The sequence below is a fragment of the Pedococcus sp. P1_H8 genome (assembly GCF_056405175.1).
Window position 1 is genome coordinate 492,377 of record NZ_JBFUCP010000004.1, and the last position, 15,638, is coordinate 508,014.

Here is a 15,638-nt window from a genome sequence, read left to right on the forward strand (position 1 = left end):
ACCGTGACGATATGGCGCGGGTTCCGCTCTTTCCCCTCGGCACCGTCCTGGTGCCGGGCGCCGGGTTGCCGCTCCAGGTCTTCGAGCCGCGCTACGTCGAGCTGCTCAGCGACCTCGTGAACGCCATGGAGGTTCCCGAGTTCGGCGTCGTGGCGATCCGCCAGGGCCATGAGGTCGGCCCCGACTCGGTGCACGACCTGCACGACGTCGGCTGCCTGGCCCGGCTGACGAATGCCGCCCCGGTCGGAGACGGTCGCTACGTCGTGCTCAGCAGGGGGGTCCGGCGCTTCCGCCTGGACGCGATCGTGGCAGGTGCCGGCACGGCATACCTGATGGGTGAGGTGACCCTGCTGGAGGAGCCCATCGGGGACGCCGAGGAGGTCGCACGCCTGGCCCGGCGGCTGCGGCGGGCCTTGCACGGGTACGCACGGACCGTGGGTGCCGAGGAGCCCGAGTGGCCCACCGACCCCGTGGAGCTCTCGTATGCCGTGGGCGCAGCGGTGGGGCTCGACCTCGGCGAGCGCCAACAGCTGCTCGCGGCCGACGACGCCGAGACGCGGCTCCGGCTCGGCCTCCGACTGGTCAGGCGCGAAGGACAGCTGGCGGCCAGGCTCGGTGTGGTGCCGCCGTCGCCGGAGCACGGGTTCAACCTCAACTAGCCCCCACCCGCCGCCCCCTTTATCGGGTTTAGCAGGAAAGTTGCGCTTGACCCGAGAACCGTTCTCGGGGGACGAGCGCTCGACGCTGCTGGCGATGCTCCAGTACACCCGCGACACCGCTGCCGAGAAGTGCCGAGACCTCGCCCAGGAGCACGTGGGCCGGGCCGCGTTGCCCACGTCGCCCCTGATGACGCTCGGCGGGGTCGTCAACCACCTGCGCTGGGTCGAGCACTCGTGGATCGAGAACCGCTTCGTCGGCGGTCCCGACCTCGGCCCGTGGACCGATGAGGAGCCCGACCGCGAGTTCAGCCTCGGTGCCACGACTCCCCTTGCCCAGACCCTGGCGGAGTACGCCGAGCAGGCGGTGCGCACCGACGCCCTCATCGCGGGGCTGGACCTCGACGACCGCTCGGCGACAGCGTTCCGGTCCGGTGAGCACCCCACGCTTCGGTGGGTGATCCTGCACCTGATCGAGGAGAACTCACGCCACAACGGCCACCTCGACATCCTGCGCGAGCTCGCCGACGGCCGCACCGGAGACTGACCCGCCACCGCCTCTCGCCCCCTGCCGCCGCCCGCCCTGGACAACGCGCCACGGGGTCAGTCGTCGAGTCGCTCGAAGGCCGGCGCGTAGCGGAACGCCCCGGTGAGGCCGTCGCCCCAGGCGCCCAACGTGCGCAGCATGAAGTAGGCCGGACCCCAGTCCCGGGGCGGGGTGATGCCGTGGTCGACGGCAGGCCCGAACCCGAACCGCGGGTAGTACGTCGGGTGGCCGAGCAGGATGATCGCGCGCTCGCCGAGTGCGTCGGCCGCGGCGATGGATGCGTGCATCAGCGCCGACCCGACGCCTGCGTTCTGGACGACGGGGAGCACTCCAAGGGGACCGATGGCGACCACTCTCGCGGGGGCATCGTCCACCGTCCCGCGACTGACGGCGACGTGGCCGACGACGACTCCGTCGCGTTCGGCGACCAGGCACAGCGCGGGGACGAGGTCGCCCTCGGCCCGCAGCTCATCGACCAGGTTGGCCTCGACCTGTCCGTCACGGGCCGGCGCCTCGTCGGTCGCCGGCGTTGCAAAGGCGAGGCGGTGCAGCGCCCGGATGGCATCGGCGTCGGAGGGGCGTTCCTGGCGGATGAACATGCTGGCGACCCTAGACACGGCCGCACCCCCGCGCCCCCGATTTTCCTGGGGCAGCCAACGGTATGCCGCGAAGCCGGCTCGGCCACGCGGCATACCTCCGGGTGTGGTCAGTGGGCGACGAGGTAGCCGTCGGCGTCGAGGGTGACCGGGACGGGGTCGATGATCTCGAACGCGTCGATGCCCTTGGGTTCGAGGTTGCGGAACCCGACGAGCACCCACGACCCGTCGCGCTGCTGCACCAGCGGCGCCGCGAACAGGTCGGGCTCCGCGGTGAACGGCCGAGCGGCGTCGATGTCCCACGGTCCGAGCGGTCCGGGGCCGGGCACCGACCAGGTGCAGTAGTTGCCGCTGCGGGCGATGCGTTCTGCCGTCATCTCCTGCGGGTGGCAGGTGAAGACGAGGACCCAGCGCCCGTCGATCTGCTTGTTCTGCAGCACTTCGAGCTGTCCGAAGCCCGCACCGGGCTCACACAGCGGCGGGCCGAGCGTCCAGGTCTCGAGGTCGGGACTGGTCGCGTGGGCGACGACCCCGTCGTCGTTTCGCGCAGCGTCGCGGGCCCGCGCGCTGACGAACATGTGCCAGCCGTCGCCACCCGGATCGGCGAAGACGAGGGGGTCGCGCCAGGTCTCGCTGGATCCCTCGAGGTCGGGACCCTCGGTGGGTGCCGGGGTGTTGGCCAGGTTCTTGTACCAGCGCCCATCGACCCGCACGACCGGCTCCGGGCCACCGCGCTGCCAGTGCTGCAGGTCGTTGGAGACGGCGCACCCGACCCGCTGGTCGTAGACGTGGTGCCCGGTCGTGGAGACGGCGGTGTAGTACATCCGCCATCGCTCGCCGTCGTGGACCACCGATCCCGTCCAGATCGCGAGGTCGTCGAACCGTGGCGTGCCACTGCGATCGGGTCCGAAGCACTCGCCGAGGTCGGTCCAGTTCACGAGGTCTGGCGAGGTGGCGTGCCCCACCCGCGCCGCCGTATGCCGTTTGCCCGGGTCCCCGAGTGCGCGCGGCGCCTGGAGGAAGAACAGGTGGTAGAGGTCGCCGTCGTCGGCGATCCAAGAGTCCCAGACCCACAGGTCATCCAGCCTCAGCATGACCAGAGTCTGGCAGCAGGTGGGTCGGCCCACCCGCTGAACCGACTGGTGGGACGGGACTGCCTTCACGCATCGGTCGTACCGCCTCCGGGAGACTTGGCACATGAAGCCGCGACTCGCCGAAGCCCTGGACCTCGAGCCACATCCGGAGGGTGGGTGGTACCGCCAGACGTGGGTCTCACCCGCCACGGTCTCGCTCGCCGACGGGCGCACCAGGTCGGCCGCGACGCTGATCTATTTCCTGCTCCCTGCCGGCGCGGAGTCGGCCTGGCACCGGGTCAGGTCCGACGAGATCTGGCTGGCCCACACCGGTGCCGTCACGCTCGAGCTGGGCGGCTCGGGAGAGGCCCCTGCCGACCATGGTGCGCGCCAGCGGCGCCTACTCGCGGCCACCGGTGAGGCACAGGTCCGCGTCCCCGCCGATTGCTGGCAACGGACCGTGGCTGCCGACCACGACGCCCTCGTCAGCTGTCTCGTGTCGCCGGGGTTCGACTTCGAGGACTTCGAGCTGACCGCAGGTTAGGCCCCGATCAACCTGGGGTGTCGATCGTGCCGGGCGCCGCTTGCGGATCTTGGTGGGATGGCCGAGAGCCTCCCGTCCCTCGTGAAGAACGCCCGCAGAATGGCGTCGCGGTCCTTCAGCGCGTCGTCGAGCAGGGGCCGGTCCATCCAACTACCGCAACCCGAAGACCTCTGCCTTCCCACGGGATTGGGTGGCGTGGTTGGTGGCGCATGGCTGTCCAGTCGCTGTCAGTGGCGTTCGCTACGATCGAACACATGTTCGAAAGCGTGCAAACCGTGGAGGCGACCGATCCCGCCGCCCTCGCGAGCGCGCTCTTCACGCTCACCGACGACGACATCGAGGGCATGAGCCTGGAGCAGGCCGAGGCGCTGACGGTCGCCACTCAGCGCGTCGTGAGCGCAGTCACGGCGCGACAGCGTTCGGCCATGGAGACGGTCGCCCGACGCTGCGACGAGCAGGTCGAGCGCGACGTGACCGATGGGGTGGCCGTGGGAATGCGCCGGCACCACGTGTCAGGACATGCGGTCGCCACAGGCTCGCTGGCTGCCGTCCTCCATGTCTCACCGCGCAGCATGTCGACCCGCATCAGCCACGCACGGCGCGTCGTCTGCTCGCTGCCCGAGATCCAGGCGCTTGCGTGGTCCGGCGACCTCGAGCCCTACCGCGTGGATGCGGTCGTGTCGGAGTCCCTTGCCGCACCGACGGACCGGTTGCACGAGTTCGAGGCCCGGGTGCTGGAGGGTGACGTGACCCAGCTCTCCTGTGCCGCCCTCAGGCGGCGGGCGCGTCGCAGCGCCGAGCGGTGCAACCGAGAGGAGGCGGCACAAGCAGCCGAGCGGGCCAGGGGTCGGCGTGACGTCAGCATCCGTCCGGGCGAATGTGCCGGCATGACCCGGCTCGTGGTCGACCTGCCGACTCCGACCGCACTGCGGCTGTGGAGCGCCGTGGACGGGCTCGCCGCCGAGTACGCACGGGCTCAGCCTGGCCTGCGGATCGGCGCCGCTCGTGCCGACGCGCTGTCCGACCTCATCGAGGCCAACGCGACGATCAGCACCACGGTCGAGCTGGTCGCGCCGATCGACTGCGAGCGGCCCGGCTCCGTCCGACCTCCGGTCTCGACGCCTTGCCTGGGCGTCCGCGACGAAGCCCTCGACTCAACGGACGCCGACTCAACGGACGCCGACTCAACCGACACCGACGCGACTGAGCCCGTCGCTGAGGTGTCGGGTTGGTACCACGACCTCGGCGGCTGCGAGGAGCTCGACGACGGCGTCCTGCACGACCACGAGGAGCACCTGTGGTTCGTGTCCTCGCACACCGAGGTGCCGGTGCTCGGCTCGCTGCTCCCGTCCGACGTGGTCACCCTCCTGAACGATCCGGACGTCGTCCTGCGCCTGGCCCGCAGCGACTCGGTCACCGGAGCCGTGCGATGGCAGGACCCCACCAAGTACAGACCCGGCGACGCGACGGCGCGCGCCGTCCGCTCGCGGGACGGGACCTGCCGGTTCCCCGGCTGTGCCACCGCCGCCAGGCGGTGCCAGCTCGACCACGTCATCCGTCACCCCGACGGCCCCACCTCCGTCCCCAACCTGCAGTCCCTCTGTGCCACCCACCATGGGTTCAAGCACCATGCCGGGTGGCGGGTCGAGATGGACCCGCTCGGCGTCTGCACCTGGACGGCCCCGGACGGCCGCACCCACACGACGTGGCCACTGGACCGCCACGGCTTCCGAGCCGCCTGACCCACCACACCCCTTCTCCTGGCACCGTCAGAACAGTGGGCGGCGCTGGCGTAAGCCCCTCGACTATCGGCAGATCCGAGCGATCAGTTCCAGCGCACCACTCGCGTGGGAGCAGATTCCCGGGCCGACTTCGGAGGAAGCGTCCATGCTACGTAGCGGCCGGCTGCACGCACGATGCTCACGCCCGGCGACTCTCCCAGCTTCACCAGCGAGTCAGCACCAGCGGCGAGGAGGTACTGGGACGGGTCACCACCGCCGCTGCCGTTGCCCCACGCGACGAAGTCGTCGCCGCATCCCAGCGACGTGGAGCGGGCGCTGTCGTGGAGTTGAACCGTCCTCGTGGTTGCGTTCCTCCAGTCCATGACGACGAGCTTGCCACCGAGGTCGTCCTGCTCGGCCGCCACCGCCCACGCGAGCACCTCAGCGCCAGCGCACATGGCGGACACGAACTCACCCTGGCTGAGCTTGCCCTCACCCAACGTGCGGTCGCGACCGTCCTTGAGTGCGTGGATCTCGTACGAGCTTCCGTCCAACGTCGACTGCGGGTCGCGGACGTACACGAGTCCGAGTTGCGCATGGGCGGTCGGTAGCTCGCCGCCCCTGACGACCGTTCGGGGAGGCTGCTTGCCGGCAGTGTCCACGGTCGCGATGTCTGTCCGCCTCCGATTTGTCCCGGGCGTGGTGTAGGCCCACCAGACCTCGGTGTCGGTCGCGGCGAGGAGGTGCTCGCCGCCAGCGGCCGGGGGAAGCGGGTGTCCCTTGACGAAGGCGTCCGAGGTCGCGAGAGTTCGGACGGTCCCGTTGGACCACCCGAAAACACTCCAGTCGACGTCGAACAGGTCCGTGGACCGGGTCTCCGTCCACACTGCCGAGGACGCCGCGGGAACTGCCCCTTCGAAGGCCTGTCGAGGTCGGTCGCCGCGGGCTGTCGTGGGCAACCGGCGCGCCTTCCCGTTGGTGACCAGCTCGAGTCGGGCTTGGCCGATGAGAGCGCCGCCGGTCGGCGGCGGGTTGACACTGACCAGTGCCTGACCGGTGCTGGAGATGGCCAGGACGAACCGGGTGTCTGCGGTGGACGTACTCGCGCCCACGATTGTCTGCACGTCCGTCTCGTCCGCGGCGCGAAGCGCCCTGGCCGTGTCGACACTGAGCTCGCGGGGGACGCCGGTGGTAGTTGAGGCGGAGGAGGGCGTGGTGCTGCTGGTCGTGGACCTGATTCCATCGGGACGCTCGGTGGAACCCGTGCCGGGGTCGCCCTGGCAGCCTGCAAGGAGCAGGGCAGTCAGGGCGACCCCGATGGCATTGGCGCGCTTCACCTCAGTACGCGATCCCGTTGCTCTGGAGGAAGGTCGCGAACGAGGACGAGCTGTACGAGAAATACCTCGCTGTGGTTGGGTAGACGGTAGTTGACGAGTCGGCCCAGCTGATGGTTGACCCGCTGCCGGAGTAGGCGTAGGCGGCGATCCAGTGGCCGATCGTCCGTGACGCCGGGTGCCCGTTGTAGTGGGCGCCCCCTCCGAACTCGACGGTGTCACCCGAGAACGGCATGCCGTTGCCACCGATGCTCTGCGCGGCCACCGACTTCAGCAGTGACCCGCTCGGTGCGTGCACCTGCACGTACCAGTTGACTCCACGCCAGCGGTTCACCCCTCTCGTCCAGTCGGCGCGGGCCCGTCGACTTGCGGAATTGGTGTGGTCACCGCCGCACTCACCTGCGCGGAACCAACCAACAGGCCACACGCGACTAACGCCGCGGTCAAGAGTCGCGGTCTCAAGCTGAACCCCTCCTGCTCCCCTCGAGCCGGCCGAGCCTGATGGCTCAATCCCATCCGCACGGTTGACCATGGAGACGCTCCACATGCTTCGAGGTGACGTCGCGGTGGTGTCACCACTCTCACGGAGGCGTGTAGGCCTTCCGCGCGCGTTGGTGCGGTATGTGTGGTGGCCGAGGGTGGCGGCGGCCTCAGGTGCCGACGTGCATCTCCGAGCAGAGCTCGACGACGACCTGCGCAACGTGCTCGGGCTCGGTGAGGTGCCTGAGGTGGTGACCACCCTCCTGCCGCGCCACCCAACCGGCGCGCCGCGCGAAGGCCAGCTCGGCGGCATACGTGTCGCCGAAGGCCAGGTATGCCGCGGGCCGCGGCTCCCAGCCGGGCGGCACCGGAACCGGCGTCGTGAAGTACGCGGGCGCCAGGCGTGGCGCCTCGCGGATCACCAGGTCGAGCCAGTCGTCACTGGGAAAGAGCGGAGCAAGGTCAGCGCGATCCCACCAGAGCGGCCACGGCGGGAGCAGTCCGTCGCGGAGCGGGAGCGAGCCGATGAACTCGGCGAAGGCTGCCGGCGCCAACAGGGTCTCGGTTTCACCCTCACCGGGTAGCGCCGCGTCCATGAAGATCGTCGGCAGGCCGGCCTCGAACGCCACCGTGGGCGCGTAGTAGCCGGCGTTGCTGTGGGCGAGGACCACCGTCGCGCCCTGGTCCGCGACCTGGGACCGGAAGCAGGTCAACACCTGTGACGGGGAGAAATCACCATCCGGGAGCTCGGCCACGGTGGTCGTCGTCGCGCGAGCGGTCAACGCGGCAGCCAGTGGCTCATACGTCGCAGGGCCGAGCAGCGGACTGGGCAGGATGACAAGGCGCGGCGACACCCTCGGCACGCTAGCCCGCCGAAGGCACCCCGGCGCCAGGAGCTCGTCGCAGTCACGGGTGGCGGTGATGAAACGCCCGCGAAACACTGCCTTGGTCTACTGGGCCCGCACCCGCCAAGGAGGCCGCATGCACCTGTCGCCCGCGGACACCGAGAAGCTCCTGCTCTCGGTGGCCGGGATGGTCGCCCGTGACCGGTTGTCGCGCGGCGTGAAGCTCAACCACCCCGAGGCCGTCGCGCTGCTCTCCACCTGGGTCATCGAACGTGCCCGCGAAGGCTCCACCGTCGCCGACCTGATGGAGCAGGGCCGCGCCGTCCTGCACCGCGACCAGGTCATGGAGGGAGTGGCCGAGATGGTCAGCGACGTCCAGGTCGAGGCCACCTTTCCCGACGGTCGCAAGCTCGTCACCCTCCACCACCCGATCGCCTGAGAGGACGTGGTCCGTTGAGCAGCAACAGTTCTGGCCCCGGCGCGATCAGGGTCATGCCTGGCACCGTGACCATCAACGCCAACCGCACCGAGGCCGAGCGACTCACCCTCGTCATCGTGAACACCGGCGACCGGCCGGTGCAGATCGGCTCGCACCTGCACCTGCCCGACGGCAACTCAGCGCTGGACTTCGATCGCGACGCGGCGCACGGCTTCCGGCTCGACATCCCCAGTGGGACGTCGGTCCGGTTCGAGCCGGGCGTCAGTCGGGAGGTGGCCGCCGTGGCGCTGCGCGGGCGTCGCCGCGTCCCCGGCCTGCAGGTGCCAGCGCACCGGCCCACGCCGCACGGGCCGGACGGTGAGCTCGATGGCTGACCTCGACCGCGAGCGCTACGCAGCCATCTACGGCCCCACCACGGGCGACCAGGTGCGCCTCGGCGACACCGACCTGTGGATCGAGATCGAGGACGACCTCACCTTCGGGGGCGAGGAAGCCGTCTTCGGTGGCGGCAAGTCCATCCGGGAGTCGATGGCCCAGGGCACCCGCGCCAGCGCCGGCGGCGCGCTCGACACCGTCATCACCAACGTCATCGTGCTCGACCACTGGGGCGTCATCCGCGCCGACGTCGGCCTCCGCCACGGGCGCATCGTCGCGCTCGGCCGCAGCGGCAACCCCGACATCGCCGACGGAGTGCACCCCGACCTCGAGATCGGCCCCGGCACCGACGTGATCTCCGGCGAGGGCCGGATCCTCACGGCTGGTGGCGTCGACCTGCACGTCCACTTCCTGTCCACCAGCCAGGTGCACGAGGCGCTAGCCTCGGGCGTCACCACCCTCGGCGGGGGCGGCACGGGACCCTCCACGGGTTCGAAGGCGACCACCGTCACGCCCGGCCCGTGGCACCTCCAGTCGGTCCTGCGAGGGCTCGACCACCTCCCGGCCAACCTGCTCCTGATGGGCAAGGGCAACACCGTCAGCGCGGAAGCCCTGCGCGAGCAGGCGCTGGGCGGCGCCGCGGCCTACAAGGTGCACGAGGACTGGGGCAGCACCCCGGCGGCCATCGACGCGGCCCTGCGCGCGGCGGACGAGTTCGGGCTCCAAGTGGCGCTGCACAGCGACAGCCTCAACGAGGCGGGCTTCGTCGACTCGACCCTGCGCGCGATCGGTGGGCGCAGCATCCACGCGTTCCACACCGAAGGCGCCGGCGGCGGCCACGCCCCCGACATCATCACCATCGCCGGGCACGCCAACGTGCTGCCCGGCTCGACGAACCCGACCCTCCCGCACACCGTCAACACCGTCGCCGAGCACCTCGACATGTTGATGGTCTGTCACCACCTCAACCCGTCCGTGCCCGAGGACCTTGCCTTCGCCGAGAGCCGGATCCGGGCGAGCACCATTGCGGCAGAAGACATCCTGCACGACCTCGGCGCGCTGTCGATGACGAGCTCGGACGCCCAGGCGATGGGACGGATCGGCGAGGTCGTCACCCGCACCTGGCAGGTGGCGCACGTCATGAAGGTGCGCCTGGGCCACCTCGGCGACACCCTGCCCGCCGACAACGAGCGCGCCCGCCGCTACGTCGCCAAGTACACGATCAACCCCGCCATCGCCCACGGCATCGACCACGAGGTCGGCTCGGTCGAGGCGGGCAAGCTCGCCGACCTCGTGCTCTGGGACGCGAAGTTCTTCGGCTGGCGCCCCGACGTCGTCCTCAAGGGAGGAGCGATCGTGTATGCCGCGCTCGGCGACCCGAACGCGTCGATCCCCACGCCGCAGCCGGTCCTCATGCGCCCCGCCCTCGTCGGCGAGGGAGGTGCCGGTGCCGACCACTCGCTGGCGTTCGTGGCCCCAGCCGCACTCCAGGACGGGCTGGGCCAGCGCCTCGGCCTGCGGCGCACCCTCTCCCCGGTCCGGCCCACCCGGGAGGTCACGAAGGCGGACATGATCAACAACGACGCCCTGCCGCTGATCGAGGTGGACCCCGAGTCGTTCGCGATCCGCATCGACGGCGAGCTCGTCGAGCCGGCGCCCGCCACGGAACTCCCGCTCGCCCAACGCTATTCACTCTTCTGACGGTCGTCTGACAATGCTCCCTCACCCCGAGTTCGCGGCCATGCTGCTGGCCGACGGACGACTCCCCGTCGGCGCTCACACCCAGTCCTCCGGACTCGAGCCAGCGCTCCTCGGCGGGCTCGAGCCGCGGGACGTCCCCGGACTCATCTCCACCAGGCTGCGCACCGTCGTGCTCGTCGACGCGGCGACGGCCGTCGTGGCGCGCCACCACACGCTCGCCGGCCTGCCCCTCGACCTCGTCCAGCTCGCCTGGGCCGCTCGCAACCCGAGCGAGGTGACGCGTGCCGCCTCGGTCGCCGTCGGCCGCGGACAGCGCCGTCTGGCGCAGCGACTCTGGCCCGGCACGGCGACCGCTTCCGCACTGGCGACGATGCCTGCCCCCGCGCGACCCGTGGCCGTGGGTTCGATGGCTGCCGCGGCAGGTCTGGACGGCGTGCGGACCGCCCGGCTGGTCGCCTACGACGACGTGCAGTCGCTGTGCGCCGCCGCCCTGAAGCTCTGCCCGCTCGACCCCGTCGAGACGACGGAGTGGCTGCTGCACGCAGGCCCCGAGATCGAGGAGGTCGTCAGGGCGGTCGCGCACCTCACCGAGCCGGACGCCATACCCGCCCCGTCATCGCCGCTGCTGGAGCAGTGGCAGCACGCCCACCCCACCCATCCACGGAGGCTGTTCAGTGCCTGAGACCACCCCCCAGACGACCCGCGACACCCCACGCGTGCCGACCCGCGCGTTCCGACTCGGCGTGGCCGGGCCGGTCGGCACCGGCAAGTCCTCGCTCATCGCCATGGTCTGCCGCGAGCTCAGCGACGAGCTCGAGCTCGGAGTCGTCACCAACGACATCTACACCGACGAGGACGCCCGCATGCTGCGGGCCGCCGGCGTCCTCGACCCCGCCCGGATCCGCGCCGTCGAGACCGGCGCGTGTCCGCACACGGCGATCCGCGACGACGTGACGGCCAACCTCCTCGCGGTGGAGGACCTCGAAGCCGACTTCGCCCCGCTCGACGTCGTCCTGGTCGAGTCCGGCGGTGACAACCTCACGGCGACCTTCTCCCCTGCCCTGGTCGACGCGCAGATCTTCGTGCTCGACGTGGCCGGCGGCGGGGACGTCGTCCGCAAGGGTGGCCCCGGCATCTCGCGTGCCGACCTGCTGGTGGTCAACAAGACCGACCTCGCGCCCCACGTCGGCGTCGACGCCGACCTGATGCAGCGCGAGGGCCGGGACGCCCGCGACGGACGCCCCGTCATCGGCCTGTCGCGCACGGACGCCGAGTCGGTGGCCGCGCTGCGCGAGTGGGTGCTCGCCATGGTCGCCTCGCACCGCGGAGGTCGGCATACCCCGGTCGACCCCGGGCCGATGGCCCCTCACAGTCATGGTGGTGGCCCTACCCACAGTCATGTCGGCGGTGGCGGTGTCCACGCACGCTGACGTCCGCACCGCCCGGGTGGCCCTGTGGCCACAGGCCGGAGGCTGCCGGCTCGAGCTCGCCAGCGGCCTGGTCTCCCCGCGAGTCCTTCGCCACGACAGCGGCGGCGCCGAGGTCGCCCTCATCGCCACCACCGCCACCCTCCTCGGCGGCGACGCGCTGCACCTCACCGTCGAGGTGGGCCCCGGCCTGCGCCTCGACCTGCGCGACGTCGCCGGCACCGTGGCCTACCACGGTCGTGGCCTCGGCTGCGTCGTCGACGTGTCCCTGCGCGTGCACGAGGGCGCGACGCTCACCTGGGCCTGCGAACCCCTCGTCGTCACCGACGGCGCCGAGGTCACCCGCCACCTGCGCGTGGACACCGCCGACGACGGCCGACTCCTGCTGCACGACCAGGTGTCGCTGGGGCGCAGCGGCCAGGAGGGCGGTCGTCTCGACTGCCACACGACCATGACGTATGCCGGCCGGCCGGCCCTCGTGGAGCACCTCGAGGTGCGTTCGGGGCTGGGGCCGGGGGCGCTCGGCACCGCCCGGGTGGTCGACTCGGTGACCGCGATCGGATGGCGACCGGAGACCCCTGCCGACCACGCGGCATACCGGCTGCACGAACCGGGGACGGTGAGCAGGCAGCTGCTCGCGCGGGCCCACGACTCGACCGTGCCAGCCCTGTGGGCCGACTGGAAACGCCAGCTGTGACTCCCTGACGGGCGCCCGCCGCCAATAACGACATGCCCGGGTGTCCGAAATGCGGGTTGCCCGCATGCGGCGAGGGCGGCCGTCCTACCATGGAAGAACGTCCGCAGGAGGAGCGCGACGCGCAAGAAACAGCAGATGAACAGGTGGCGGAAACACGTAGTGACGCAGACACAGTCGAGCAGCAAGTCCGTCAAGCGCCTCGATCGAGTCGTGATCCGGTTTGCGGGTGACTCTGGCGACGGCATGCAGCTCACGGGAGACCGCTTCACGTCGGAGACCGCCGCGCTGGGCAACGACCTGTCCACGCTGCCCAACTTCCCGGCCGAGATCCGCGCGCCCCAGGGCACCCTCCCCGGCGTCTCCAGCTTCCAGCTGCACTTCGCCGACCACGACGTGCTCACCCCCGGCGACGCCCCAGACGTGCTCGTCGCCATGAACCCCGCCGCGCTCAGGGCCAACCTGCGCGACCTGCCCCGCGGCGCGACGATCATCGCCAACACCGACGAGTTCACCAAGCGCAACCTCGCCAAGGTCGGCTACGACACCAACCCGATTGAGGACGGCAGCCTCGAGTCCTGGCACGTGCACCCGGTGGCGCTGACCTCGATCACCGTGGAGGCGCTCGCGGCGTTCGACACCCTGTCCCGCAAGGACAAGGAGCGCGCCAAGAACATGTTCGCGCTCGGGCTGCTGTCGTGGATGTACCACCGGCCGACCACCGGCACGGAGTCGTTCCTGGAGAAGAAGTTCGGCTCCAAGCCCGACATCCTGGCCGCCAACCTCACGGCGCTGAAGGCAGGTCTGAACTACGGCGAGACCACCGAGGACTTCGTCGTGTCCTACGAGATCGCGCCCGCGAAGATGGCTCCCGGCACCTACCGCAACATCACCGGCAACGCCGCCCTCGCGCTCGGCCTGGTCACCGCGGCCCACCGCGCCGGCATCCCGCTGGTGCTCGGGTCGTACCCCATCACCCCCGCCTCCGACATCCTGCACACCCTGTCGGGACTCAAGCGCTACGGCGTGACGACCCTCCAGGCCGAGGACGAGATCGCCGGCATCGGGGCCGCCCTGGGCGCCTCGTTCGGCGGTGCCATCGGGGTCACCACGACCTCCGGACCCGGCGTCGCCCTCAAGTCCGAGACGATCGGCCTGGGGGTCTCGCTCGAGCTGCCCCTCGTCATCGTGGACGTGCAGCGCGGCGGCCCCTCGACGGGGCTGCCGACCAAGACCGAGCAGTCCGACCTGCTGCAGGCGATGTTCGGCCGCAACGGCGAGTCGCCGGTGCCGATCATCGCCCCGAAGTCGCCGGCGGACTGCTTCGACGCCGCCCTCGAGGCGGTGCGCATCGCGACGGCCTACCGCACCCCGGTCTTCGTGCTGTCCGACGGCTACCTCGCCAACGGCTCCGAGCCGTGGTCCATCCCGTCGGTCGCCGAGCTCCCAGACCTCACCGTCGAGTTTGCCACGGAGCCCAACGACACCGACGACTCCGGCCAGCCGGTCTTCCACCCGTTCCTGCGCGACGAGGTGACCCTCGCCCGGCCGTGGGCGGTCCCCGGCACACCCGGTCTCGAACACCGCATCGGTGGCATCGAGAAGGCCAACATCACCGGCAACATCTCCTACGACCCCGACAACCACGACCTGATGACCCGCCTACGGGCGGCCAAGGTCGATCGAATCGCCGACACGATCGGCGACCTCGAGGTCGACGACCCGAGCGGCGAGGCGCGCGTGCTCGTCCTCGGCTGGGGCTCGACCTACGGTCCGATCGCCGCAGCGGCCCGCAGCGTCCGCAACGCCGGCACCGACGTCGCGACCGCCCACCTGCGTCACCTCAATCCGTTCCCGGCCAACACCGGCGAGGTGCTGCGACGCTACGACAAGGTGCTCGTCCCCGAGATGAACATGGGACAGCTCGCCCTGCTGCTGCGCGCGAAGTTCCTCGTCGACGTGCACTCCTTCACCCAGGTCCGGGGCCTGCCGTTCACCACCATCGAGCTCGCCGACGCCATCGTGTCGCTCGCCTCCGGCGACGACACCATGGCTTCTGACAGCAAGGCCGCCGACGCGGTGGCTGCCAAGGGAGGAATTGCATGAGCACCGACCTCGGTATGCCGTCCATCGGCGTTCGCAGCGGCACCGCCGGTGTGCCGCGCCTCGCCGACGACGCCGCCAAGCAGACCAAGAAGGAGTTCACCTCCGACCAGGAGGTGCGCTGGTGCCCGGGCTGCGGCGACTACGCGATCCTCGCCGCCGTTCAGGGCTTCCTGCCCGAGCTCGGTCTCAAGCGCGAGAACACCGTCTTCGTCTCCGGCATCGGCTGCTCGTCGCGGTTCCCCTACTACCTCGACACCTACGGCCTGCACTCGATCCACGGCCGGGCCCCCGCCATCGCCACCGGCCTCGCCACCAGCCGTCCGGACCTGTCGGTGTGGGTCGTCACCGGCGACGGCGACGCCCTGTCGATCGGTGGCAACCACCTCATCCACGCGCTGCGCCGCAACGTCAACCTCACGATCCTGTTGTTCAACAACCAGATCTACGGACTGACCAAGGGCCAGTACTCGCCCACCTCCGAGGTCGGCAAGATCACCAAGTCCACTCCGATGGGCTCGGTCGACCACCCGTTCAACCCGGTGTCCCTGGCCCTCGGCGCCGAGGCCAGCTTCGTCGCCCGCACGACCGACACGGACCGCAAGCACCTCACCGAGATCCTCCGCGCCGCCGCCGAGCACCGCGGCACGTCGCTGGTCGAGATCTACCAGAACTGCCCGATCTTCAACGACGGCGCGTTCGACCTGATCAAGGACCGCTCCGAGCAGGAAGCCCGCATCGTCCACCTCGTCGACGGCCAGCCCGTCGGCGTCGGGCCCGAGGCCGACCGCCAGATCCTGGTGCGTGGCGAGGCCGGGTCGATGGAGTTCGTCCCCGAGTCCCAGGCGCAGGGCCGTGACGTGGTGGTCCACGACGCCGCCGCGCCCGACCCGACGCAGGCGTTCGCCCTGTCCCGGCTCGACTCCCCGCAGATGACGCACGTCCCGATGGGCATCTTCCGCAGCGTCACCCGACCGACCTACGACGACCTCGTCCGGGCCCAGGTGGACGCCGCGATCGACACCGCGGGGCGTCGGCCCACGGACGCGGACATCGACGAGCTCATCCACGGACGAGACACCTGGACCGTGGCGTGACGCGCC

The 15,638-nt window shown here is 70.7% G+C and carries 17 protein-coding genes; 12 read left to right on the forward strand and 5 right to left on the reverse strand.

The genetic code is table 11. The features are described from left to right. The first annotated feature begins 11 nt into the window (after positions 1–11). Entirely contained in the window at positions 12–659 is a 648-nt protein-coding gene (locus AC1DYG_RS07785) for an LON peptidase substrate-binding domain-containing protein (RefSeq protein ID WP_477639283.1), read from the forward strand. Between the two features lie 46 nt (positions 660–705). Beyond that, on the forward strand, positions 706–1,203 hold the full coding sequence (locus tag AC1DYG_RS07790) for a DinB family protein (RefSeq protein ID WP_477639284.1): 498 nt from the start codon (positions 706–708) through the stop codon (positions 1,201–1,203). A gap of 56 nt (positions 1,204–1,259) precedes the next feature. Here the strand turns inward: AC1DYG_RS07790 and AC1DYG_RS07795 are convergent, their stop codons facing one another. Continuing rightward, positions 1,260–1,802, reverse strand: coding sequence for a GNAT family N-acetyltransferase (locus AC1DYG_RS07795; RefSeq protein ID WP_477639285.1), 543 nt, complete (start codon positions 1,800–1,802; stop codon positions 1,260–1,262). Between the two features lie 107 nt (positions 1,803–1,909). Continuing rightward, the gene (locus tag AC1DYG_RS07800; protein ID WP_477639286.1) at positions 1,910–2,893 is read right to left on the reverse strand and encodes a glycosyl hydrolase; all 984 of its coding nucleotides are present in this window, start codon (positions 2,891–2,893) and stop codon (positions 1,910–1,912) included. A 103-nt stretch (positions 2,894–2,996) separates the two neighbouring features. Here AC1DYG_RS07800 and AC1DYG_RS07805 point away from each other — a divergent pair, with 103 nt between their 5' ends. Together AC1DYG_RS07805 and AC1DYG_RS07810 are read left to right on the forward strand one after the other, a co-directional pair. Further along, positions 2,997–3,416 carry a cupin domain-containing protein gene (locus AC1DYG_RS07805; RefSeq protein WP_477639287.1) on the forward strand — a complete coding sequence of 140 codons (420 nt, stop codon included), beginning with the start codon at positions 2,997–2,999 and terminating at the stop codon, positions 3,414–3,416. A gap of 254 nt (positions 3,417–3,670) precedes the next feature. Beyond that, positions 3,671–5,158 carry an HNH endonuclease signature motif containing protein gene (locus tag AC1DYG_RS07810; RefSeq protein ID WP_477639288.1) on the forward strand — a complete coding sequence of 496 codons (1,488 nt, stop codon included), beginning with the start codon at positions 3,671–3,673 and terminating at the stop codon, positions 5,156–5,158. A gap of 83 nt (positions 5,159–5,241) precedes the next feature. Here AC1DYG_RS07810 and AC1DYG_RS07815 read toward each other — a convergent pair whose 3' ends face one another. The 3 genes from AC1DYG_RS07815 to AC1DYG_RS07825 all read right to left on the reverse strand — a co-directional run bounded on the left by AC1DYG_RS07815 (position 5,242) and on the right by AC1DYG_RS07825 (position 7,805). Further along, positions 5,242–6,474, reverse strand: a complete 1,233-nt coding sequence (locus AC1DYG_RS07815) for a hypothetical protein (RefSeq protein ID WP_477639289.1) — start codon at positions 6,472–6,474, stop codon at positions 5,242–5,244. A gap of 1 nt (position 6,475) precedes the next feature. Continuing rightward, positions 6,476–6,805: a hypothetical protein gene (locus tag AC1DYG_RS07820; RefSeq protein WP_477639290.1), complete on the reverse strand. Its 330-nt coding sequence runs from the start codon at positions 6,803–6,805 to the stop codon at positions 6,476–6,478. A gap of 316 nt (positions 6,806–7,121) precedes the next feature. Further along, positions 7,122–7,805: a hypothetical protein gene (locus AC1DYG_RS07825; protein WP_477639291.1), complete on the reverse strand. Its 684-nt coding sequence runs from the start codon at positions 7,803–7,805 to the stop codon at positions 7,122–7,124. Between the two features lie 127 nt (positions 7,806–7,932). Here AC1DYG_RS07825 and AC1DYG_RS07830 point away from each other — a divergent pair, with 127 nt between their 5' ends. The 8 genes from AC1DYG_RS07830 to AC1DYG_RS07865 all read left to right on the forward strand — a co-directional run bounded on the left by AC1DYG_RS07830 (position 7,933) and on the right by AC1DYG_RS07865 (position 15,632). Next, positions 7,933–8,235, forward strand: a complete 303-nt coding sequence (locus AC1DYG_RS07830) for an urease subunit gamma (protein WP_477639292.1) — start codon at positions 7,933–7,935, stop codon at positions 8,233–8,235. Between the two features lie 53 nt (positions 8,236–8,288). After that, complete coding sequence (gene ureB, locus AC1DYG_RS07835) at positions 8,289–8,609, forward strand: urease subunit beta (RefSeq protein ID WP_477639293.1); 321 nt, start codon at positions 8,289–8,291, stop codon at positions 8,607–8,609. Next, positions 8,602–10,311, forward strand: a complete 1,710-nt coding sequence (locus AC1DYG_RS07840; protein WP_477639294.1) for an urease subunit alpha — start codon at positions 8,602–8,604, stop codon at positions 10,309–10,311. The genes ureB and AC1DYG_RS07840 overlap by 8 nt, the downstream gene beginning before the upstream one ends. 13 nt (positions 10,312–10,324) lie before the next feature. Further along, on the forward strand, positions 10,325–10,993 hold the full coding sequence (locus AC1DYG_RS07845) for an urease accessory protein UreF (RefSeq protein WP_477639295.1): 669 nt from the start codon (positions 10,325–10,327) through the stop codon (positions 10,991–10,993). Beyond that, positions 10,986–11,741 carry an urease accessory protein UreG gene (gene ureG, locus AC1DYG_RS07850; RefSeq protein WP_477639296.1) on the forward strand — a complete coding sequence of 252 codons (756 nt, stop codon included), beginning with the start codon at positions 10,986–10,988 and terminating at the stop codon, positions 11,739–11,741. The genes AC1DYG_RS07845 and ureG overlap by 8 nt, the downstream gene beginning before the upstream one ends. After that, positions 11,725–12,435: an urease accessory protein UreD gene (locus AC1DYG_RS07855; protein WP_477639297.1), complete on the forward strand. Its 711-nt coding sequence runs from the start codon at positions 11,725–11,727 to the stop codon at positions 12,433–12,435. The genes ureG and AC1DYG_RS07855 overlap by 17 nt, the downstream gene beginning before the upstream one ends. Positions 12,436–12,594: 159 nt before the next feature. Next, on the forward strand, positions 12,595–14,538 hold the full coding sequence (locus tag AC1DYG_RS07860) for a 2-oxoacid:acceptor oxidoreductase subunit alpha (protein WP_477639298.1): 1,944 nt from the start codon (positions 12,595–12,597) through the stop codon (positions 14,536–14,538). Then, positions 14,535–15,632, forward strand: a complete 1,098-nt coding sequence (locus AC1DYG_RS07865; protein ID WP_477639299.1) for a 2-oxoacid:ferredoxin oxidoreductase subunit beta — start codon at positions 14,535–14,537, stop codon at positions 15,630–15,632. Before AC1DYG_RS07860 ends, AC1DYG_RS07865 begins: the two co-directional genes overlap by 4 nt. The last annotated feature ends 6 nt before the right edge of the window (positions 15,633–15,638 follow it).